This is a genomic window from Bernardetia sp. Wsw4-3y2, assembly GCF_037126295.1.
Lineage (GTDB): Bacteria > Bacteroidota > Bacteroidia > Cytophagales > Bernardetiaceae > Bernardetia.
Window position 1 is genome coordinate 1,020,986 of the sequence record NZ_CP147017.1, and the last position, 21,515, is coordinate 1,042,500.

The 21,515-nt window shown below is 31.2% G+C and carries 16 protein-coding genes and 2 rRNA genes (1 of these 18 cut by a window edge); 10 read left to right on the forward strand and 8 right to left on the reverse strand.

Annotated features, from left to right (window positions below; all coding sequences use genetic code 11):
• Positions 1–14: 14 nt before the first annotated feature.
• Entirely contained in the window at positions 15–1,535 is a 1,521-nt protein-coding gene (locus tag V9L05_RS04065; RefSeq protein ID WP_338814478.1) for an aldehyde dehydrogenase family protein, read from the reverse strand.
• A gap of 328 nt (positions 1,536–1,863) precedes the next feature.
• Between V9L05_RS04065 and V9L05_RS04070 the strand changes: the two genes are divergently transcribed.
• Entirely contained in the window at positions 1,864–2,850 is a 987-nt protein-coding gene (locus V9L05_RS04070; RefSeq protein ID WP_338814479.1) for an AraC family transcriptional regulator, read from the forward strand.
• A gap of 65 nt (positions 2,851–2,915) precedes the next feature.
• Here the strand turns inward: V9L05_RS04070 and V9L05_RS04075 are convergent, their stop codons facing one another.
• Positions 2,916–4,328 (reverse strand): mercuric reductase, encoded by a 1,413-nt coding sequence (locus tag V9L05_RS04075; RefSeq protein WP_338814480.1) that lies wholly within the window; start codon positions 4,326–4,328, stop codon positions 2,916–2,918.
• A 127-nt stretch (positions 4,329–4,455) separates the two neighbouring features.
• Between V9L05_RS04075 and V9L05_RS04080 the strand changes: the two genes are divergently transcribed.
• Complete coding sequence (locus tag V9L05_RS04080) at positions 4,456–5,544, forward strand: hypothetical protein (RefSeq protein ID WP_338814481.1); 1,089 nt, start codon at positions 4,456–4,458, stop codon at positions 5,542–5,544.
• 37 nt (positions 5,545–5,581) lie between these two features.
• Here V9L05_RS04080 and V9L05_RS04085 read toward each other — a convergent pair whose 3' ends face one another.
• Positions 5,582–6,295 (reverse strand): carotenoid biosynthesis protein, encoded by a 714-nt coding sequence (locus tag V9L05_RS04085; protein ID WP_338814482.1) that lies wholly within the window; start codon positions 6,293–6,295, stop codon positions 5,582–5,584.
• Between the two features lie 120 nt (positions 6,296–6,415).
• Here V9L05_RS04085 and V9L05_RS04090 point away from each other — a divergent pair, with 120 nt between their 5' ends.
• From V9L05_RS04090 to V9L05_RS04105, 4 genes are read left to right on the forward strand one after another with little or no spacing between them, the layout of a single operon-like run.
• Positions 6,416–7,756 (forward strand): hypothetical protein, encoded by a 1,341-nt coding sequence (locus tag V9L05_RS04090; RefSeq protein WP_338814483.1) that lies wholly within the window; start codon positions 6,416–6,418, stop codon positions 7,754–7,756.
• Positions 7,757–7,804: 48 nt separating this feature from the next.
• Complete coding sequence (locus tag V9L05_RS04095) at positions 7,805–8,323, forward strand: DUF4920 domain-containing protein (RefSeq protein WP_338814484.1); 519 nt, start codon at positions 7,805–7,807, stop codon at positions 8,321–8,323.
• Positions 8,324–8,369: 46 nt separating this feature from the next.
• Complete coding sequence (locus V9L05_RS04100) at positions 8,370–9,299, forward strand: class I SAM-dependent methyltransferase (protein ID WP_338814485.1); 930 nt, start codon at positions 8,370–8,372, stop codon at positions 9,297–9,299.
• A 32-nt stretch (positions 9,300–9,331) separates the two neighbouring features.
• Positions 9,332–9,679 (forward strand): Rieske 2Fe-2S domain-containing protein, encoded by a 348-nt coding sequence (locus V9L05_RS04105; RefSeq protein WP_338814486.1) that lies wholly within the window; start codon positions 9,332–9,334, stop codon positions 9,677–9,679.
• A 136-nt stretch (positions 9,680–9,815) separates the two neighbouring features.
• Here the strand turns inward: V9L05_RS04105 and V9L05_RS04110 are convergent, their stop codons facing one another.
• A complete protein-coding gene (locus tag V9L05_RS04110) occupies positions 9,816–10,283 on the reverse strand; it encodes a hypothetical protein (RefSeq protein ID WP_338814487.1) in 468 nt (155 codons plus the stop codon).
• 239 nt (positions 10,284–10,522) lie between these two features.
• Here V9L05_RS04110 and V9L05_RS04115 point away from each other — a divergent pair, with 239 nt between their 5' ends.
• Positions 10,523–12,193: an IS1182 family transposase gene (locus tag V9L05_RS04115; RefSeq protein ID WP_338812820.1), complete on the forward strand. Its 1,671-nt coding sequence runs from the start codon at positions 10,523–10,525 to the stop codon at positions 12,191–12,193.
• Positions 12,194–12,240: 47 nt separating this feature from the next.
• Here V9L05_RS04115 and V9L05_RS04120 read toward each other — a convergent pair whose 3' ends face one another.
• On the reverse strand, positions 12,241–12,933 hold the full coding sequence (locus V9L05_RS04120; RefSeq protein ID WP_338814488.1) for a hypothetical protein: 693 nt from the start codon (positions 12,931–12,933) through the stop codon (positions 12,241–12,243).
• Between the two features lie 364 nt (positions 12,934–13,297).
• Between V9L05_RS04120 and V9L05_RS04125 the strand changes: the two genes are divergently transcribed.
• The 3 genes from V9L05_RS04125 (at position 13,298) to V9L05_RS04135 (ending at position 18,866) form a co-directional block, all read left to right on the forward strand.
• Positions 13,298–14,650, forward strand: coding sequence for a hypothetical protein (locus tag V9L05_RS04125; protein WP_338814489.1), 1,353 nt, complete (start codon positions 13,298–13,300; stop codon positions 14,648–14,650).
• Between the two features lie 52 nt (positions 14,651–14,702).
• On the forward strand, positions 14,703–14,957 hold the full coding sequence (locus tag V9L05_RS04130) for a hypothetical protein (RefSeq protein ID WP_338790186.1): 255 nt from the start codon (positions 14,703–14,705) through the stop codon (positions 14,955–14,957).
• Between the two features lie 168 nt (positions 14,958–15,125).
• Positions 15,126–18,866 (forward strand): two-component regulator propeller domain-containing protein, encoded by a 3,741-nt coding sequence (locus V9L05_RS04135; protein WP_338814491.1) that lies wholly within the window; start codon positions 15,126–15,128, stop codon positions 18,864–18,866.
• A gap of 28 nt (positions 18,867–18,894) precedes the next feature.
• Here the strand turns inward: V9L05_RS04135 and V9L05_RS04140 are convergent, their stop codons facing one another.
• The 3 genes from V9L05_RS04140 to V9L05_RS04150 form a co-directional block, all read right to left on the reverse strand.
• Entirely contained in the window at positions 18,895–19,896 is a 1,002-nt protein-coding gene (locus V9L05_RS04140) for a DMT family transporter (RefSeq protein ID WP_338814492.1), read from the reverse strand.
• A gap of 265 nt (positions 19,897–20,161) precedes the next feature.
• Positions 20,162–20,272: ribosomal RNA gene (gene rrf / locus V9L05_RS04145) — 5S ribosomal RNA — on the reverse strand.
• A gap of 146 nt (positions 20,273–20,418) precedes the next feature.
• Positions 20,419–21,515: ribosomal RNA gene (locus V9L05_RS04150) — 23S ribosomal RNA — on the reverse strand; it runs 1,791 nt beyond the window's last position.

A 21,515-nucleotide genomic window follows, 5' to 3' on the forward strand; every position in this document is an offset into this window, starting at 1 on the left:
TTTACTTTACAATTTTAAAAGAAACCTAATGCTTTCTTGTCATAAGAAATAAGCATATTTTTGTTTTGGCGATAATGACTTAACATCATTTTGTGATTTTCTCTGCCAAAACCAGATTTTTTGTAACCTCCAAACGGAGCATGAGCAGGATAATTATGGTAACAATTTACCCAAACACGACCTGCTTGTATCGCACGAGGAACATTATAAAGTTCGTGAGCATCTCTCGTCCAAACACCTGCACCAAGTCCATAAAGCGTATCATTTGCAATTTCGATGGCTTCTTCGGTATTTTTGAATGTTGTAACACAAAGAACAGGTCCAAAAATTTCTTCTTGGAAAACTCTCATTTTGTTGTGTCCCTTTAATATAGTTGGTTGAATATAATATCCGTCTTTTAGTCCGTCGACATATTTGGCTGCGCCACCTGTCAAGACTTCTGCGCCCTCTTCTTTTCCAATTTCTAAGTACGATAATATTTTTTCGTACTGATCTTTTGAAGCCTGTGCGCCCATCATCGTCGAATCATCTAATGGATGTCCCATTTTGATTTTTTCGGTTCTTTCAATGACTCTTTCTATAAATTTATCATAAATATCTTCGTGTACAAGCAATCTTGAAGGACAGGTACAAATTTCACCTTGATTTAAGGCAAACATAACAGCACCTTCCAAACACTTATCAAAAAATTCGTCGTCGGCATCCATTACACTTGGGAAAAATACATTTGGCGATTTTCCACCTAATTCCATAGTTACAGGAATAATATTTTCAGACGCATATTGCATAATTAAACGTCCTGTTGTTGTTTCTCCTGTGAAAGAAACTTTTGCTACTCGTGGGGAACTTGCCAATGGTTTTCCTGCTTCTACACCAAAACCAGAAACAATATTAACGACACCTTTAGGCAAGACATCTTTGATAAGTTCCATAAAAATCAAAATTCCGACAGGTGTTTGTTCGGCAGGTTTCATTACGACACAACAACCAGCAGCCAAAGCAGGCGCAAGTTTCCAAGTCGCCATTAAAAGAGGGAAATTCCAAGGAATAATCTGACCCACCACACCTAATGGCTCATCAATATTCATTGAAACTGTGTTTTGGTCTAGTTCTGCAACACTTCCCTCTTCGGCACGAATCACACCAGCGAAATAACGAAAATGGTCAATACAAAGTGGTAAATCAGCAACTTTTGTTTCTCTGACAGCTTTGCCGTTATCTACCGTTTCAATAATTGCTAAATACTCTAAATTTTTCTCCATAATATCAGCTATTTTGAGCATAATATTACTTCTTTCAGTAGCCGATGTTTTAGACCAAGTTTTGAATGCTTCGTGAGCTGCATCAAGAGCCAAATCTACATCTTCTTTTGTTGAACGAGCTATTTTTGTGATAACTTCTCCACTTACTGGCGAAATATTATCAAAATACTGTCCTTTAACAGGAGAAGTCCATTCTCCATTTATAAAATTATCATAGCGTTCCTTAAACTTTGGAAAAGCTAATTTATCAGTTGCTTTTGTGGTAGTTTCCATAATTAAAAAATGATTATTTGTGTGTAAAAATTTATTTAGGAATAGAACTAAATTACTTATTTTGAAATAATAATTTATTGATATTGAATATACTAAATTCGTAATTTGTAATTTTTAATTCGTAATTGTTCCTTAAAAAGTCTTATTTTCTTTTACAAATTTAAAACATAAATAATCAACTGCCTTTTAATATTCTATCAAAACTTTATAGTATTCTATCAATCATTCCAACAAATAAAATTTGTCAAGAATTGATTATCTTGTACTATATTTAAAACACCACTCCAATAAAAGCACACAAACAACTATCTAATTTATCTTATCAATTATGGAAAATTCCTTAAAATCATCTTTATTTATTCCAAAACAGCAGGCTCTTACTTCTTATAATAATCTTCAAACGCTTGTCGAAAATCGTTCAAGTTTTAATCTTCCCAACTTTGAATTCAATCTTTTTGAAACGCATCAAAAAAGCGAAAAAGTAAGTCTAATTTTTGATACTTTGACAGTAACTGCAATGATTCGTGGAAAAAAAGTAATGCAATCTTTTGAAAATATTAATCATTATAAAGAAATAAAAAATACCAAAACAGAATTTGATTATTTACCTGGAGAAAGTGTGATTGTTCCTGCAAATGAAGAAATGATAATTGATTTTCCAGAAGCAAACGAAAAAAATCCTACTCAGTGTTTGGCAATTGCAATTGATAATGAAAAAATAAAATCTACTTTAGAAACTCTTAATAATCAGTTTCCAAAACTAGAAACACCACAAAATAAAAACGGAAATTGGACACTAGAAAATCCAGATTATCATTTAAAAAATAATGCAGAATTAAAGAATGTCATTGATAGAATTACGCATATTTCACTAGGAAAAAGTGAAGCTAAAAATTTATTGGCTGACCTTGCCTTACAAGAACTTTTAATCCGAATTATGCAAACACAAGCACGTAATTTGATTTTTGAAGAATACAAAAAATACAGTTCTCAAAATCGTTTTGCTTTTGTGATAGAATATGTAGAAACACATTTGGAAGAACAAATAACAGTAGAAAAATTGAGTAAACTAGCTTGTATGAGCGAATCTAATTTTTATAAAGCCTTCAAACGAGAATTTGGAATTACGCCTGTAGAATATATTTTGAAACAGAGAATTAGCCTTGCAAAAAAATTATTAACCAATATGAAATTGAGTATAACTGATGTTTGTTACAAAGCTGGTTTTAATAGTTTGAGCTATTTTAGTGTTTTATTTAAAAAATATGCAGACCAATCGCCTAGTGAGTTTAGAAAATCTATTTTTGGAGATTAATCTATAAAAACAGGGTTAAAACCCTGTTCAATTAAAAAAACTGCTTTGAGTTATAAGTTATTCCCTTATTTCAATTCTTTCAAATTCCCAAGCATTGTAGGAATAAGTTCGCTAACTGTTGGATGAATATGAACAGCATCACGAATAGTTTTGTAGGATTTTTTAGCATACATCATATCAATAACTGCATGAATAGTTTCATCTGCTGAAATTCCGAAAAATGTTGCACCCAATATTTTTTCTGTTTTTTCATCTATCAAAATCTTCATCATTCCATCTGTTTCACCTTTTTCGGTAGCACGAGCAACCCTTTCCATCTTACGAAAAGCCTGTACAATTTTCAGCGATTTATCTTCTTTCATTTTTTCTTTTGCTTGTTCTTCATTTATTCCTACTCTTGAAAGTGGTGGGTCAATAAACATAGAATAACATTGAATTCTATCCGATAATTTTCGTTTTTTCTCTCCAAAAAGAAAATCACTTACAATTTCAAAATCATTATAAGCTGTGTGTGTAAAAGCTCCTTCACCATTGCAATCTCCTAAAGCAAAAATATGTTTTTTGTTGGTTTGAAAATGTTGATTTACTTTTACATATCCTCTCTTATCAGTTTTTACACCTATTTTTTCTAAGTTTAGAGTTTTAGTATTTGGCTTTCTGCCTACCGAAATCAGAATATGAGAACCATTTATAGAATGTTTTTTTCCATCTTTTTCAAACGAAATTTTAGTTTTTTCTTGTTCTTTCTCTTTTCTTTCTTGATTTACTTTTATATTTTTTGCGTTGGTATGAATTGTTATTGATTCTTTTTCCAATACTCTTTTTATTTCATCAGCTACATCTTTGTCTTCTTTGTGTAAAAACCGTTCGTTTTGTTCTAAAATAGTTACTTTACTTCCAAAACGAGAGAACATTTGACTAAACTCTAAACCAATATAACCTGCACCAATCACAATTAAATGTTTTGGTGTTTCATCAAGTTCTAAAATACTTGTGTTAGTCAAATAATCTAAACCTTGATATTCTTTTGGAATAATAGTTTTTGCACCTACATTAATAAAAATTTGCTTACCTTCTATTTTCTGCGTCTTTCCATCTTTTGTTTTTATTTCAATCGTATTTTCATCTAAAAAAGTGCCTTCTCCTTTATAATAATCCAGTTTTTCTAATTTATCAAAAAGACCTTGAATATTATCATGAGAATCTGAAACGATTTTATCTTTTCGTTTCTTTATTTTTTTGAGATTTACTTTTACATCTTTTATTTCTATTCCAAAACCTTCACTATTTTTGGCTACAAAAGCCCTTCTAGCACTAGCTACATACGATTTAGTAGGTGTACAACCATCATTTACACACGTGCCTCCAATTTTATTTTTTTCAATAATCGCTACTTTTTTTCCTTCTTTTTCTAATTTTGCAGCGAGTGGAACGCCTGCTTGTCCTGTACCAATAATGATTGCGTCGTATTTTTTCATGTCTAAAAGTGTAGTTTAAAAAATGTATTTGATTTTGCTTTGTTTTTAGTTTAACTTTTCAGAATAACTATTGTTAGGATTTAATTTAAAATGACTCATAAAATACTCAAAATCAAATTAGTATAAAATGTATTCTATCAAAAAATTTAATTTTAAAGAAAATAATAAAGAATGGAATTCATTTATAAGAACAAATTCAGAAGGTCATTTCTTCTTTGAAACAGATTATTTATTCTATCACAGAGAACGTTTTGATGATTTTTCATTGATGATTTATGACAAAAAGAATACTTTTATTTGTGTTTTACCAGCTTGTTGTGAAATTACAAAAAAATCTCCTGCCTTTGTTGGTGTCCCCATCAACGACAATAATCAAAAAATTCTTCATTCTCATAAAGGCTTAACCTTTGGAGGATTTATTTTTAAAGATAATTTGAGTTTTTTAGAAAAACGAAAAATTGTTTTTTCTTGTTTTGAGTTTTTGAAAAAAAATGAATTTACTGATTTGATTATAAAACCTTTGCCCTCTTATTTTTTTATAGATAAAGATGAAAGTATTCACAGAATTTTGAATGATAACTTTAATAGTAATGAGATTGAAAGTAAAATTCTGAGAGTGGAGGCAAACTCTGTAATTACTTTGCCCAAGAGTGAAGTAGATTATCAAGAAATAAACTATCAAAATTACTCCACAAGAAAAAAAAGAAATCTCAAAAAAGCCTATCAATCTAACTTGAGAATAGAAAAGACAGAACTAGCGACTGATTTTTGGAATATACTAGAAGACAATTTAAAAACTCGTCATAATCTTCTTCCTGTTCATTCGGTGGATGAAATTCAGTTATTAAAAGATAAATTTCCTAATAACATTCTTTTTTCTTTAGCAAAAAATTCAACAAATGAGATTGTAGCTTGTAGTGTTTCTTTTGTTTATCAATCTACGATTCATTTACAGTATATGTCAGCTACAAAAAAGGGAAAAGAAATTTGTGCATTAGATTTCTTGATTAATCATCTTATAGAAAACCATGTTATTCATTTTGATAAAATCATCAAAACCTCTCCTACTGGAAGTTTTGATTTTTTGAGTTTGGGAGTAAGTGAGATAAGAAATAATACAGAAAATAAAGACTCAATCAATGAAGGACTTTTTAAATGGAAAGAAGAATTTGGAGCAAAGGCTTTTTCTCACTTTGTATATCAAATAAAACTGTAGTTTATGCTTTAGCATGAGTGCCACTGTACCGAATACTTTAGTGTTCGAAAAGACGCATTAAGACATTATAACCACCAAAAAAAAGTAATTGAGCCAGTAATAAAAAATAAGCAAATCTATTTATTTTCTCAAACCTAGAATACTGAAAAAGCATACACAATGGCAGAGCCACCAAAAACCATCCGATATAATTTTGAAGAGGAATAACATCTCCCTGCCAACTCCAAAAATCATGTTTTATAGCAACAGGTTCTATTAAATAATCCAACATTACCATCAAAGCAGCACTAAAAACAGATTTAAAAAATAGTGTTACCTTGGAAGTAAAAATATAAAAAATAAGGTATGTAGAAACAAAATAATTAACAATGAAAGTAATCATTATCCAGTTTACTCCTATCAAGAGAGGTACTTCTAAGACTTTAAAGCCAAGTGTTTTGCCATAATTGTATGTTCCAAAAATAGCTTCTGTTTTCACACCAATTACTTCAATAAAAAAACCTACTAAAAAAGTAATACTCACAAAAATCCAAAAAGAAGGTGAGTATTTACGTTGTGCCAAGAAAAGAAGTACAATACTTGTAACCAAATTGAAGGGTGTAGCCAGTTCAAAAAGCTCACGAGTAGGGTCAAACCAAAGTCCTAAAAGTCCTGCAAAATACATAACCAATATTAATCCATTAAAGAAATTGATATTATCTTGAACAAAAAAACGAATTGATTCGAATAAAAAAATGGTTTTAGATTTCATTAAGTGATAAAAATGAGTAGATTTTGATAAATGTAAAATAGACTAACTTTGTTTTTTGTAAATTTGTTAGGATTCTACTGTTATTTTAAACAGTAATGATACAAAAGGAGAAATTATTTTATGAATTATATAAACCTTCAAGATCTTTTTCTTACGCCTATATATCTACTTCTTATTTATGGAGTATTATTTTTTATGCGTACAAGTATTGTAGATAAAGAAATGCGAAATTTTTTTATTATAGGATATAGTGTAAAAGTAGTTGGAGCTATTTTTTTTGGATTGGTATTTCAGTTTGTGTACGGATATGGAGATACTTTTTTTTATTTTGAGGGGGCAAGAATAGCAAGAGAAGCATTTTTGAATGATATACTAAGCTATTGGGAAATCATGTTTCAAAATATGGATGAATACAGCACACCACACACCTATTATTATGCTTATCGTATGCCTTACTATGGAGATAAAGGTTCATTTGCTGTTAATAAAATTGGTTCTATTTTCTCTATTCTTTCCTTTAATACTTATACGGTAAACTGTCTTTTCTTTGCACTAATGAGTTTTACAGGAAGTTGGCAGATGTATAAAGCTTGGGTAGATATTTATCCTATGTTAAAAAAACAACTTGCTTGGGCCATTTTTTTTATTCCTTCTATATTTTTTTGGGCGTCAGGCATTGTAAAAGACTCTGTTACTTTTTCTGCATTATGTTTTGCTTTTGCAGCCTTTCATTTTGGTTTAATACGCAGAAGAAAAGTTTATATCAACTTGCTTTTATTTGCAGTGTGTTGTTATACGATGTATTTAATTAAACTTTACATTTTGCTTTGTTTTATTCCTGCTTGTGGTTGGTGGTTTTATTCTCAATATACTAAACAGATTCAGTCTCAGTTTTTAAGAGTAGTTTTTGCTCCTATTTTATTAGTTCTAGGTATTGGTATTGCCTATTATGCTTTTTCTAATCTCATCAGAGGGACAGAATATGACTTAGATAAAGTAGCTCAAGAGGCATACATTACAGCTGATTGGATTCATCAAATGAGTGAACAAGGAAGTGCCTATGATATAGGTCTTGATCAGATGGATGGAACAATTGGTGGTTTATTAAAACTTTATCCAAAAGGAATATTTATTACTCTTTTTCGTCCTTTTATTTGGGAAATAAAGAATTTTAATATGGCTTTGGCTGGACTAGAAAATCTTGTTATTTTATTTCTTACCATTCGTGTATTTAAAAATCAAAAATGGAAAATAATCCTCAAACGTTTGCAAACTCATCAAATGGTAGTAGTTTGTCTTATATTCACTTTATTCTTTAGTGGAATTATAGGAATTGTAAGTAGTAATTTTGGAACTCTTGTTCGTTATCGTATTCCTATTTTACCTTTTTATATGATTGCATTGATTATTTTGGCATATAAACCTCCTAAACCTAAAAAACTAAGAAAAATTAAAGTCTAATTTCGTATTTTTGAAAATCTTTATCTTTTTATCTAAATTCTATTTTTTATGAAAATCACTTTCAAACTCCTTTTAATTTTATTTTGTTTTGTATCTCTATCTGCTTGCAATACTGATAACAAAGAAAAAAACACAACTGAAGTAAACTCTATGTCAGAAACTGATACTGATAATAAAGAAGAAAAATATGGTGCAGAAATAACACTAGAAAATGCTATTGCTGTAAGTGAAATTCCTGCTCTATTAGCCAAACAAGATTCTGCTGAACTAAAAGTCATTGGAAAAATAGGCGAATGTTGCCAGAAAAAAGGCTGTTGGATGAAAGTTCCTATTTCAGATAATCAAGAAATGTTTGTCCGTTTTAAAGATTATGGCTTTTTTGTTCCTATGGATTCAGAAGGAAAAGAAATTGTGATGGAAGGAAAAGTAAAAAAAGAAGTCATTTCTGTAGCACAACTTCGTCATTATGCAGAAGATGCTGGAAAAACGAAAGAAGAAATTGAAAAAATTACAGAAGATGAAGTCAAAATTTCTTTTATGGCAACAGGAGTAATTATTAAAGGCTAAAACAGAGAAAAATGTATAAAAAGACAATATTAATTTAAAACTCAAAATGATAAATACTAGTAGCATGACAAAAAAATTCAATCAAACTCCTCTACAAATAACAAAGGGTAGATTTAAAGAAATTTTTTGCTTCAATACTGAATTTGAAGAAGAAAATATAGACCATTCAGTAGTGGAATCTTTTGGAGAAGAATGGAAAAAATTTGCTTCTTTTGAGGATAAAGAAATTGATAAGTTAGGCAAAATGTATTTTGATATAATTGATGAGAATATAGTCAATAAAAATACTTATGGAATTGATATAGGGTGTGGTACTGGAAGATGGACAAAATATTTATTAGACAAAATAGGGTTTATGGAAGCTATAGATCCTAGTGAAGCTATTTATACTGCTGATAAGCTAATTGCAGAAAAAGAAAATGTACGGTTTTCTAGAGCTTCTACAGATAATATTCCATTTGATGACGAGACATTTGATTTTGGTATGAGTATAGGTGTATTACACCATATTCCTGATACACAAAAAGCTATGAGCAATTGCGTCAAAAAAATCAAAAAAGGAGGTTATTTTTATGTCTATCTCTATTATAATTTAGAAGATAAGTCTTCTTTTTTTAAACTGATTCTATCTATTGTATCTGTCATTCGCAAAGTTGTAAGTAGCTTACCTTCTACATTGAAAAAGTTTGTTTGTGACTTAATAGCTATCTTTGTTTATATGCCTACAATTTTGTTAGGACGATTCTTTAAGTTCTTGGGTTTGAAGAAACTTGCTCTTAGTTTACCTTTAAGTTTTTATCAAAATCAATCTTTCTTTGTAGTTCGTAATGATGCCTTAGATAGATTTGGTACTTCACTTGAACAACGATTCTCTAGAAGTGAGATTACTGAAATGATGCAAAAAGCAGGATTAAGTGAGATTGTTATATCTCCAAATGAACCTTATTATCATGCTATCGGAAAAAAACTAAATTAGTATTTTCACAAATTCTTTTAATTACTTATACCTTGACAAAATTATTTGATTCAGAACAGGAGGCTAAACAAAAAATTGCATTAGGAACCTCAATTTTGCTGACAGTTTCTGATGCAAATAATGAAGACGAGAAAATCTGTCTTTCTCATACCAAAGACGGATTTTTTGCTGTACAAAATAACTGTTCTCATGCAGGAGCAGACCTACACAAAGGTTTTATAAACGAGCAAAATGAGATAGTTTGTCCTCTTCATAGTTATTGTTTTAACCTTAAAACAGGAAATTCTACTCGTGGAAATGCTCCTTCCTTAAAAACATACAGATTAGAATGGAAAAATGATGAAGTTACAAATCAAAAAGTTTTATTTATTGATGTATAATTTTTTGCTTCATAATGAACAAAAAAAACCTGTCTATACCAAATATAGCAGGTTTCTTTTGGGTAAGCAAATATGTTGATTATTTTTGCTTTTAGTATTTTTAGAAAATCAACTTCATTTCTTTTTAATATCTTTTCTATTTATCTTCTTCTTTTACTTTATATAGTGTCATTGTCAGATAATCATCTGTAAATGTAGTAGGTTGATAGTCATTATCTTCCATATTCAAACATAAAGAAATTTTTTCACTATTGTCAATTCTGAAAACACCTTTCATTACAGAGTTTGCTCTGTAGATAGTTATTTGATTAGGAGTTGGACTTGCGTTTATCTTATAAGACATTTCTCCTACTTGCTTATCATTCGTATTTGCACTTGAATTTGAAAAAACATCAGAACGAACTATTAGAGAGTTATCTTCATTAAAAGTAAAATAATTAGTTTCTCCATTCAGTTCTGTTTCCCATGCACCTACTAATGCTTTTTCGGCATTGTCTAGAGAGTTGGTAGTTTGTCCATAACTAGAAAAAGTTAAAAATGTAAGAAGAGCAAAGATGCCAAATGAAGCCAGCATCACAACGAGCATACGTTTTGTACGTTCCATAATAAATTTGAAATTAGATTAAAAAATAGTAGTTTAAAAAATGATAATTTGAAATAAAATCAAATTATTAGATAGCTTAAAAAAATGACTACCTATCTATAATAACGTCTTCTTTGTATATAAGGTTACACTTTTCATAAAAAAAGAGGCTGTCCGAAAAGTACGGATAGCCTTTTTTTTATGGTTAATTTTTTTTATTTTCGAGGTATATATACTTTTATACTAACGTTATATAGCCTATGGCAAAAGTAGTTTTCAAAAACCAAAGTGGTAAGCAGCCCGAACTTTTTCCTGTCAATATATTTGACAAAATTCCAGCTCACCATCCTGTTCGTTTAGTTGAAAAGGTGGTTGATTCATTGGATATTAGCGATTTGATTTCTCAATACAAAGGTGGAGGTTGTTCAGCTTATCATCCAAGAATGCTCGTTAAAGTGCTATTCTATTCTTATTTATCCAATATTTATTCTTGTCGTAAAATAGCTAAAGCTCTTGGGGAGAATATTCATTTTATGTATTTATCAGGCAATTCTACACCAGATTTTAGAACAATTAATGACTTTAGAGGTAAAATTTTGAAGGCACACATTCATCGTTTATTTGGAGAAGTTGTTAAAATGTTGGTTGAAATGGGTTATGTAAGTCTTGATGTTCAATATATTGATGGAACAAAAATAGAGGCTTGTTCTAATCGTTATACTTTTGTTTGGCGTGGTAGTATTGAAAAAAATAAAGAAAAGTTAGAAACTAAAGTAAATAAAATTTTATCTGATATTGAAAGTAGTATTCAATCAGATAATCAAGAAGAAAATAAAGAAGAAGTATCTACTCCATTAGATTCAGAATTATTAAAAGAAAAACTCGCTCAAATCAATAAAAAACTAAAAGAACCGAGTAAACAACAGGCAAGAGAACTAAAAAAAATGCAAGATGAATATCTTCCTAGATTAAGTAAATATGAAGAGTCTCTGAAAATTTTAGGTTGTAGAAACTCGTATAGTAAAACAGATACGGATGCTACTTTTATGCGGATGAAAGAAGATCACATGAAAAATGGACAACTCAAACCTACTTATAATGCTCAAGTGTCCACAGAAAATCAATTTATTACCCACGTTTCTATTCATCAAACGGCAGGAGATACCACCACTTTATCCTCTCATTTAGAAGGATTTGAAAATCAGTACAATAAACAAAGTAAAGAAGTAGTAGCTGATGCAGGTTATGGAAGTGAAGAAAATTATGAATTACTTGAAAAAAAAGAAATTACTGCCTACGTTAAGTACAATTATTTCCATAAAGAGCAAAAAAGGAAAATGAAAAATAATCCTTTTTTAGTTCAGAATTTATTTTACAACAAAGAATTAGATTTTTATGTCTGTCCGATGGGGCAAAGAATGAAGAAAATAAGAGATGGAAAACGTACTTCAAGTAATGGATACGAATCGCAAGTATCTTATTATCAAGCAAAAAGGTGTCAAGATTGTCCTCTTCGCAATTTATGTCATAAAGCTGAAGGCAATAGAATAATACAAGTGAATCATCGTTTAAACCAACTAAAAGAGAAAGCTAGAAATTTACTAACTAGTGAGAAAGGATTAGAGCAGCGCAGTAAACGCCCTATAGAAGTAGAAGCTGTTTTTGGGCATCTCAAATATAATAATAAGTTTAATCGATTTACTTTTAAGGGATTAGCAAAAGTAGAAATGGAGTTTCTATTGATGGCTCTTGGGCATAATTTTAGAAAAATGGTGGCAAAAACTGCCGATAAGCTAAAAAATACTTTCAATTCTAAAAAATCATCTTTTTGCACCTTTTTTTATACTCAAAAAAATCACCAAAAGACAAAATTTGTTTGCATCATCAAAAAAATCAACCAAAAAGAAGAATTACAAAAAATAGCTGCATAAAAAGAGGCTGACCTTTTCGGACAGCCTCTTTTTTATAAGTAAAAACTTTACTCATTTATAATTTCTTTTTTCTCTTTTTGAGTTTCTAGCTTGTAAAAGTTAATTACTGTATATTTATTATCTATTTCCTTAGGTTGTTCAGTAGTATTGAAATTATGACATATAGTAATTTGATTATTATCATTAATTCTAAAAACTCCCTTTATTTCTTTGTTCCTATTATAAAAAGTTAGCTTATATGGACTTTGTGAAGCATCAATTTCGTAATACAGTTGGGTATGCTCTCTACCTGAAGCTGAAGGAACATTTGAAAATACAGAAGTATTAATAACGACTGTTTTGTTTTCTTTGAAATTTATATATGCTTTACTTCCTCCATAGAAACCTTCCCAATTACCAATCAATGCACTTCTGAGAACTTCAGTTGGAGATTTTACTTTATTATTTTCTACTTCCTCATCATAGATTATAGTAGAAGATTCAGTTGGATGTTCAGCATCCCATTTATCCCAACCTAATGCTGTTTGTTCAGCCAATTCTTTTTCTTCTTTTGTAGCTTCATTATTTTCTGTTGTTTCTACATTCCAGTTCAATATTTCAGTGACTGTTTCGTTAGACTCAATAGTATTTTGTGCATTAACAGAATTTATTTGAAACCCAAAAAAGATAACAAGAACAATCAATAAAATAAAATAATTTATTGATTTAGAGGGTCTGGTATTTTTATTATTATATTTCATAAGAATATTTGATTTTAGTGAATTGTATAGTTTAAAAAATGAAAGCTAAACTGTAATAATAATTGAGATATTTAGCTTCTATATAACAAACGGTAAAACGCTAATACAGGTTTCATTTCACAAAAAAAACATCTTTAAATTATACAATTATTTATTTTATTTTTAACTTAATCACTAAGTATTATTCAAAAAAATTGTATCTCTTTAATTCTACTTTTATCCCTCTGTTATTTGTAGTATTTTGGTTTATTGGTTATATTACATCATATTTCTTATCTTGATATTAAATAACAGCACTATGTTTGCATCAAAATAATGAATACCAGTCCATTAAAATTAGAGTCAAACTAAACTATAATTCCTTTTGAATACACCTAATATACTCAAAAAAACAGGGAACTTTACTAACCCCAAAACATGTCCGAGTTGTCAGCATACTAACTATGTGTGGGATGAGGAGGTACGTTATATGTATTGTTATAATTGTGGAGTGGCTTCAGATTTAGCTTTCAACCGTGTTCTTAATGAAAGTCTAAAAACAGAAAACTTTCCTTATTATAGCTTTCTTAGAGTAGGTCAGGTTCTTAATTTAGAAGAAAAGGAATTTATGATTACAGCACGTCTGCGTTACCGTTCTTCCCATAAAGAATATTATACCAGTGATGAAGGCTCAGGATATAGTAATGAAACTTGGTATTCAGACACTTATATATTACAAAACACGCAAGAAGGAAAAAATGAGCGTTTTTACTTGAATGAAGATAAAGAAGGATATTCATTAGGAATGCCTATTACTGTTGATAAAACAGATGCAGACCCTACTAATTTAGAACTTTTTACTAACTTTTATGAAGGAAGAGCTGATTATAGAGTTACTGAATACGGTTCTTTATTTTTAGAGTTTTTTGAAGGAGAAACCGAAAAAGAAGATCCTTATGCAGTCGGAACTCAAACTCATTTTGCTACTTATCAAGAAGGAATGTGGAGTTATACTGTTGAACAAGGTGATGGTTGGAAAGAATTTTCAGCAGAAAAGAAAATTTCTAAAGAAGAATTATATCAAGCATTAAAAGGAAACCCATACATTGATACCTATCAAGAGAGAGACAAAGGTTTTTCTACCATCCGTAAAGTAACAAGCGCAGCAGCTCTAGTAGCTTTTTTAGTCTTTTTGGTTTCTCTTTTTTCTGATGGCACACCCATTTCTTCAACAAAAGTTGATACAAAAGATATAGACAAAAAAGAAGGTTATTTATCTAAACCTATCAAAATTGATAATACAAACACAAACTACAATATTGAATGGAGTGTGCAATTTAAAAGTTATCAGAACCAAGGGATGTATGTAGTTGTAGAGCTTTTAGATAAAGAAAAAAATGTTATCAACGCAGTAGAAAGCGATTTTTGGTACGAATCAGGAACAGACTCTGAAGGAAGTTGGACAGAGTCAGAAACATCTTCTTCTAAATATTTCAAATTTGTAGAAGAAGGAGACTATTTTGCTCGCATTTATGCAAAAACAGATTCTACTTACTTTACTGATGCTACCAAATCACAAGCCATCATTAATTTTACAGTAAATGAAGGCGCATTACTTAGTAGATATTTCTTGATGTTAAGTGGTTTTCTTACTGTTATAGCTTTACTTATTAGTTTTGGTAAAATAGGAAGGACAACTAAAGAAAAATATATTTATGCAGGAATAAATGCAGAATAAAAAAATAAATATCTTTTTAAACTTAAATATCTCATTTTCAAAATAAAAGATTATGTCAATACTTACAAAAATTATCGTCTTTGGTGGATTGTTTTTTCTTCTTCTTACCACCTATGCAGCTTCGAAAAGTAGTTTAGGGTTAAGTACAGCTCATGACAAAGACCTTATAAAAGATCTTAATGAAAACTGTCCTGAAAATATGCGTGATAAATGGGGAAACTGCCGTGACAGAACCTATCGCAGCACTTATTATGGCGTTTATGTGTTTGGTACAGGGCGATATGGTGGGGGAGCAGGAGGAAAGTAATTATGTACTTACTACTATCCTAAATTTAATCTATTATTTTTTCTCTGAGTCTATCAGCTGAATAATTCTGACGTGATACCAAAAATATCTTTTAGTTGCATATTTTATTTTCCTAAATGGTTTTATAAACCTAATTCAATAACAAGTGTCCTTACATTGTTTTTAGGTTTGCTTTTTTATGCACTCTCTTCAACATTTGGCTTTGCTTTAGACCCCAAAAAACAAATTTCACAGTATATAATTGATCAATGGACAACTAGAAATGGTCTTCCTACTAATACTCTAAATTATGTATACCAATCTAAAGATGGTTTTATTTGGGCAAGTACATATAGTGGTTTAATACGTTTTGATGGAGTAGAATTCAAAATTTTTGATAAAAAAAATCTACCTTATCTTACTAATAGTTCTATCTCATCACTTTACCAAACTCAAGATGATTCACTTTGGATAGGTACACATGGAAGTGGATTAATTGTACAAAAAGACAATAATTTTAATTTTTATACTTCTGAAACTACACAGGATAATTTTCCAGACTATTCTATTGAATCTATTGTAAAAATAAAAGATGGTTCTCTATGGATAGGTACACGAGGAAATGGCATAATCGTCTATAAAGATGGTATCTTTACTCCTTTTACTACTATTTCTGAAATCAATTCTATTTCTATTAATGAACTTCAAAATGGAGCTAACAGTACAATTTGGATAGGAACAGAAGGAAAAGGCTTATTTGCTTATCAAAACGAAATCGTAGAAAAATATAATGTAGAAAATGGCTTACTTTCAAATGATGTAATTACAGGTCTTTTATTAGATAAAACAAATACACTTTGGGTAGGAACAATAAATGGAGTAAACTGTATCCGAAACGGAAAGTCTAAGGTTATAAAAGAATTTGAAGGGATTACAATTAATGATATTATAGAAGATGCAGAAGGTAGTATTTGGTTTGCTACAAGTGCTGGTTTATTCAGAAAAAACCCTCTAACCAATCGCTATGAAGTTTTGAATACAGAAAATGGACTTCCTCACAATAATGTAATGCATGTCAGTACAGACAGAGAAGGAAATATTTGGTTGGCAATGTATAGAGCAGGACTTATACGTTTAAAAGATGGAAAGTTTGTAAATTATACAGTTCAACAGGGATTAGCTTCTGTTTCAGTTAGTTCAATACAAGAAGTAGAAAAAGATACCTACTGGATTGGTTCGGATGCAGGGATTATGAATACTATAAATAATCAAAATATAGGAACATATACTTTCAAAACACCTCTTTCTATTGACCGTTTACGTGCCATTTTTAAAGATAGAGAAGGCAATATTTGGGTAGGCTCTTATGCAGGAGTGCTACGAATTTCTTCTGATGGAAGCGAAAAACTTTTTACTACTGCAGATGGTCTTAGTGATAATCAAGTTAGAGTAATTACTCAGACTATAAATGGAAGTATATGGATAGGAACTCGTGGTGGTGGACTAGATGAATACTCTGCCTCTGAACAAAAATGGATTCCCTTTACAAAAGATGACGGATTAACTTCTAATTTTGTGATGGGTATAGAACCAACTCAAGATGGAAAACTAATCGTTTCTACCAATGATGCTGGTGTAAATATCATAAATCTCAAAACAAGGAAAGTCAGTAAAATTTATACACAAACAGAAGGATTACCTTCTAATCTAGCCTTTTCAGCTCGTTATGATTCTAGGAAAATTCTTTGGATTTGTGCAAACTCTGGACTAGTTGCTATTTCACCTAATAATATAAATAAGATAAATATTTTTAGTCCATCCATAGGCTTTCCTGTGGATGCCGTTTTTGATATTCGTGAAGATAGCAATAATGACCTATGGCTTTCTTCTTCGTCTGGAGTGATTAAGATAGATAGAAATTCAGTTACAGATTATTTTCAAGGAAAAAGAACCGACTTGAAAACAGAAATTTTTGATAGAAGTGATGGAATGAAGGAAGAAGAATGTACAGGAGCTGTACACTTTCTAAAAGATAGTCAAGGAAGAATGTGGTTTCCTACTATTGGAGGTCTCTCTATGATTAACCCTACCAAAATATCCAAAAATTTACTTCCTCCTCCTGTTTATATTCTAAACATGGCAATAGATAGTATTAATTATTCATTCCCTTCTCTAAAAAATGAAAAAATAACTGTAGAAGCAGGAGCAAAACGTGTTGTTTTTCATTTTACAGGACTTAGTCTTGTTTCTCCTTCAGATATGCACTTCAAATATCGTTTGAAAGGTTTTGATGAAGACTGGATAGAAGTTGTCAATGAAAGAGATGCACTCTATACAGGATTGCTACCAAAAGAATACACTTTTGAAGTAATGGCTGCTAACAATGACGGCATTTGGAGCAAAGAAGTAGCTACTGTAAATTTTAAGATAAAGCCTTTTTTCTATCAAACAGCTTATTTTTGGTTGGGTTTAGTATTAGTATTTTTAATTCTAGTATTTTTAGCTTATCGTTATCAGGTAGGAAGAATTAAAAGACAGAACTTAAAATTAGAGGAAACTGTTCAACAGCGTACAGCAGAGATTAATCAACAAAAAGAAGAAATTGAATCACAAAGAGATAGAATTGAAGAGCAACGTCAAGCTATTACAGAATCCTATCAGCAAATCCACAAAGTAGGAGAAATTGGACAAAAAATTACTGCAAAACTTCAAACTGATACACTTGTACAAACCATTTATCAAAATATTTTGGCTCTCATGCCAGCAGAAGGTTTTGGAATCGGTACTTATAAGAAAAAAGAAAATAAGATTGAATTTAAAAATTACATTGAACACGGAGAGTTACTTGCTGCTCATAGTGATTCTCTTTCTCAGGTTAATCGTCTTTCAGTGCAAAGTTTTACTAAGAAAAAATCTATATTCATAAATGACTTAGATGAGCACTTTGCTCAAAACTCTCAGCTCAAATACTTAGATATAGGAAAAATGCCTAAATCTGTTATTTATGTTCCTTTAGTTATCAATGAAAAAACAGTAGGTGTTCTGACTGTACAGTCATTTAGAAAAAATGCCTATAAAAAAGAAGACGTTGTAATATTGGAAGCATTAGCAGCCTATATTTCTATTGCACAAAGCAATGCTAAATCGTACGAAATTATTCAAGAAAAAAATAGAAATATTACTGATTCAATTCGGTATGCTCTTACAATTCAACAAGCTGTTTTACCTACTCCAGAAGAAATGAACAGACTTTTTGATGAATATTTTGTAATTTTCAAGCCTAAAGATATTGTAAGTGGTGATTTTTACTGGACAGTAAATTATAAAGGCAAAACATTTGTAGCTATTGTAGATTGTACAGGACATGGTGTTCCATGTGGATTCATGTCTATGATAGGAAATGCTCTTTTAAATGAAATTGTCACTATTGAACGTATTTTTTCTCCTGCTAAAATTCTAGAGAAATTACATCAGGATGTTCGTGCTGCCCTTCAACAAGAAAAAGCAAAGAATGATGATGGAATGGATATATCTATTTTTTGTTTAGACAAGACTGAAACAGGAAACAAAATTACTTTTGCAGGAGCAAAGCAATCTATGTTTTATGTAGAAAATCATCAGATAATTAAACTTAAAGGTGATAGAATGTCAATTGGTGGAAGAAGAAGTAAAAGGCAAGATAGTAATTTTAAAGAACAAACAATCATTCTACAAAATGGCTCAATGGTATATCTAATGAGTGATGGTTTTGCAGATCAGTCTGATTTACAAGGGCAAAAAGTAGGTTCAAATCTAATCATAGAAAAATTAGAAAAAATAGCAGATCTTCCCACAGAAAAACAAAAACAAGAATTAGAAAACCTGTTAGAGCAGCATCAACGCACAGCACCTCAACGTGATGATATTACGCTTTTAGGAATTCGCCTATAAAATAATTGTTTTAATAAAGACTTTTGTTTTAAACCAATTTTTGCTTTCTCTTCTTCATTCTCTTATTTACATAATTAAAAACTGGGTAAGAGAGTACAGATGATAAAATGATTATTGCACCAATGTAAAAATTAGAATCCATCTTTTCATGTTCATTAAAGAAAATAGCTGCCAAAATTATTCCATAAACAGGTTCTAAATTAATAGTGAGGTTAGTCATAAAAACAGTAAGTCTTCGTAAAAGCTCAATACTTACCGAATAAGTATAAACGGTGCAAACTATAGCTAAAATAAAAATCATAACTGCATCAGTAGTAAGATATATTGAATTGACAAAATCAAAAAACCACTCTCCTTCTTTAAAATAAACTGTGTTATTTTTCAAAACCATATCAATTCCTTCTACTCCTGTAAAATAAGTAGAATAAAAAGGAAGAAATAATATAATTCCAATGGCTGCACCACTCATCTCCAAAACAGTAATGGTATTAGGTTCAGCAAGATGAGTAAACTTTCCATTAATAGTAGAAAAAAGAGCTGCCAAAACAGCAGAAATAACACCTAAAACAAGCCCTAACATCATATTACTTTCTAAATCAGCCCTCATAATTATATACAAACCAAAAATAATAACAAGACCTAAAGCTACTTCATAGAGCTTTATTTTTTTCTTATTAAATATAGGTTCAATAAAAGCAGTCCAAAGCGAGGCTGTAGAAAGTCCAATTAAACAAATAGAAACATTAGCTACTTTGGCTGCTGCAAAGAATGTAATCCAATGTGCTCCCACAATCATTCCTGTAAAAAGAAGCTGAAAAATAAATTTTGTAGAAATCTGCCACTCATTTCGTTTTACAACAAAAGCTAAAACAACGGCTGCAATTATAGTTCTATACAGAACTGTTTCAACAGCAGGAATAGTAAGCCATTTTCCCAAAATAGCTGTAAAACCCCAAATAATTACAATAAAATGAAGTTTGAAATAATCTAATATAGACGCAGAAGGAGTTGTAGTAGCTAATTTATTCATAAAAGAATTAATCAAAAAACAAGAAAAATATAGTGAATTTTGTGATAGTACAAATCTCTAAAATATTTTTTAAAAAAGATAATTTTGACTCAATAAATTACTATTATTACTTGATTTACTCTAATAAATTTTTCTCCATCATATCTTTTCACTAGCATGATATAAAAACTGTTTTCCACAAAAAAAGCCTTTCTAATCAATTATGATTAAAAAGGCTTAATTCTTTGTCCGTTCACAAATACATTCCTGTATCTGTCCTTATAAAGACGGGCGATGACCTACTCTCCCACGAATAGCGCAGTACCATCGGCGCAATAGGGCTTAACGGCTCTGTTCGGAATGGAAAGACGTGTACCCCTATGCTATGATCACCCTTTTTCTTTAGGTAAATTGTCTGGCTAGTACCAATGCAACTTACACAAGTTCTTAAAAAGTTCTTTAACAAGTGTTACTTTAACAAAGTAAGGTGTATAGTATATTTAAAAATTATGACTCTCCGTTTGCATATCGGAAAACCTACACTAACAAAAGACTACTGAGAAATTAGTACAGCTCAGCTCCATTTATTTCTAAACTTCCACCTGCTGCCTATCTACGTCATCATCTTTAACGTCTCTTAAGGGAAATCTCATCTTGAAGTCAGTTTCGCACTTAGATGCTTTCAGTGCTTATCTGTTCCAAACGTGGCTACTCAGCAATGCAGTTAGCACCACAACTGATACACCAGAGGTTTGTCCAACTCGGTCCTCTCGTACTAAAGTCAGATCTTCGCAAATTTCCTACGCCCACAACAGATAGAGACCGAACTGTCTCACGACGTTCTGAACCCAGCTCGCGTGCCACTTTAATGGGCGAACAGCCCAACCCTTGGGACCTTCTCCAGCCCCAGGATGTGACGAGCCGACATCGAGGTGCCAAACCTCCCCGTCGATATGAGCTCTTGGGGGAGATCAGCCTGTTATCCCCGGAGTACCTTTTATCCTTTGAGCGACGGCCTTTCCACACAGAACCGCCGGATCACTATGCCCTACTTTCGTACCTGCTCGACCTGTTTGTCTTGCAGTCAAGCTTCCTTATGCCATTACACGCTACATACGATTACCAACCGTATTGAGGAAACCTTGGGAAGCCTCCGTTACACTTTCGGAGGCGACCACCCCAGTCAAACTACCCACCACGCACCGTCCCTCTCACGAGGTTAGATGACAAATACAGAAAGGGTGGTATTTCAACAATGACTCCACGATGCCTAGCGACACCGCTTCAAAGTCTCCCACCTATCCTACACATTCTGTATTCAACAACTATGCGAAGCTATAGTAAAGGTTCACGGGGTCTTTTCGTCCCGTTGCGGGTAATCGGCATCTTCACCGATACTTCAATTTCACCGGAATCATGGTTGAGACAGTGTCCAAGTCGTTACACCATTCGTGCAGGTCGGAACTTACCCGACAAGGAATTTCGCTACCTTAGGACCGTTATAGTTACGGCCGCCGTTTACTTGGGCTTCGATTCAAACCTTCGGATTACTCCTAAGCTCCCCTCTTAACCTTCAAGCACCGGGCAGGTGTCAGGCATTATACTTCATCTTACGATTTCGCAATGCCCTGTGTTTTTGT

What these genes read in the sequence shown, in the direction of transcription:
- V9L05_RS04065 (WP_338814478.1), bottom strand. Translation starts at nt 1,535, where the DNA reads ATGGAAACTACCACAAAAGCAACTGATAAATTAGCTTTTCCAAAGTTT.
- V9L05_RS04070 (WP_338814479.1), top strand. Translation starts at nt 1,864, where the DNA reads ATGGAAAATTCCTTAAAATCATCTTTATTTATTCCAAAACAGCAGGCT.
- V9L05_RS04075 (WP_338814480.1), bottom strand. Translation starts at nt 4,328, where the DNA reads ATGAAAAAATACGACGCAATCATTATTGGTACAGGACAAGCAGGCGTT.
- V9L05_RS04080 (WP_338814481.1), top strand. Translation starts at nt 4,456, where the DNA reads ATGTATTCTATCAAAAAATTTAATTTTAAAGAAAATAATAAAGAATGG.
- V9L05_RS04085 (WP_338814482.1), bottom strand. Translation starts at nt 6,295, where the DNA reads ATGAAATCTAAAACCATTTTTTTATTCGAATCAATTCGTTTTTTTGTT.
- V9L05_RS04090 (WP_338814483.1), top strand. Translation starts at nt 6,416, where the DNA reads ATGAATTATATAAACCTTCAAGATCTTTTTCTTACGCCTATATATCTA.
- V9L05_RS04095 (WP_338814484.1), top strand. Translation starts at nt 7,805, where the DNA reads ATGAAAATCACTTTCAAACTCCTTTTAATTTTATTTTGTTTTGTATCT.
- V9L05_RS04100 (WP_338814485.1), top strand. Translation starts at nt 8,370, where the DNA reads ATGATAAATACTAGTAGCATGACAAAAAAATTCAATCAAACTCCTCTA.
- V9L05_RS04110 (WP_338814487.1), bottom strand. Translation starts at nt 10,283, where the DNA reads ATGGAACGTACAAAACGTATGCTCGTTGTGATGCTGGCTTCATTTGGC.
- V9L05_RS04115 (WP_338812820.1), top strand. Translation starts at nt 10,523, where the DNA reads ATGGCAAAAGTAGTTTTCAAAAACCAAAGTGGTAAGCAGCCCGAACTT.
- V9L05_RS04120 (WP_338814488.1), bottom strand. Translation starts at nt 12,933, where the DNA reads ATGAAATATAATAATAAAAATACCAGACCCTCTAAATCAATAAATTAT.
- V9L05_RS04130 (WP_338790186.1), top strand. Translation starts at nt 14,703, where the DNA reads ATGTCAATACTTACAAAAATTATCGTCTTTGGTGGATTGTTTTTTCTT.
- V9L05_RS04140 (WP_338814492.1), bottom strand. Translation starts at nt 19,896, where the DNA reads ATGAATAAATTAGCTACTACAACTCCTTCTGCGTCTATATTAGATTAT.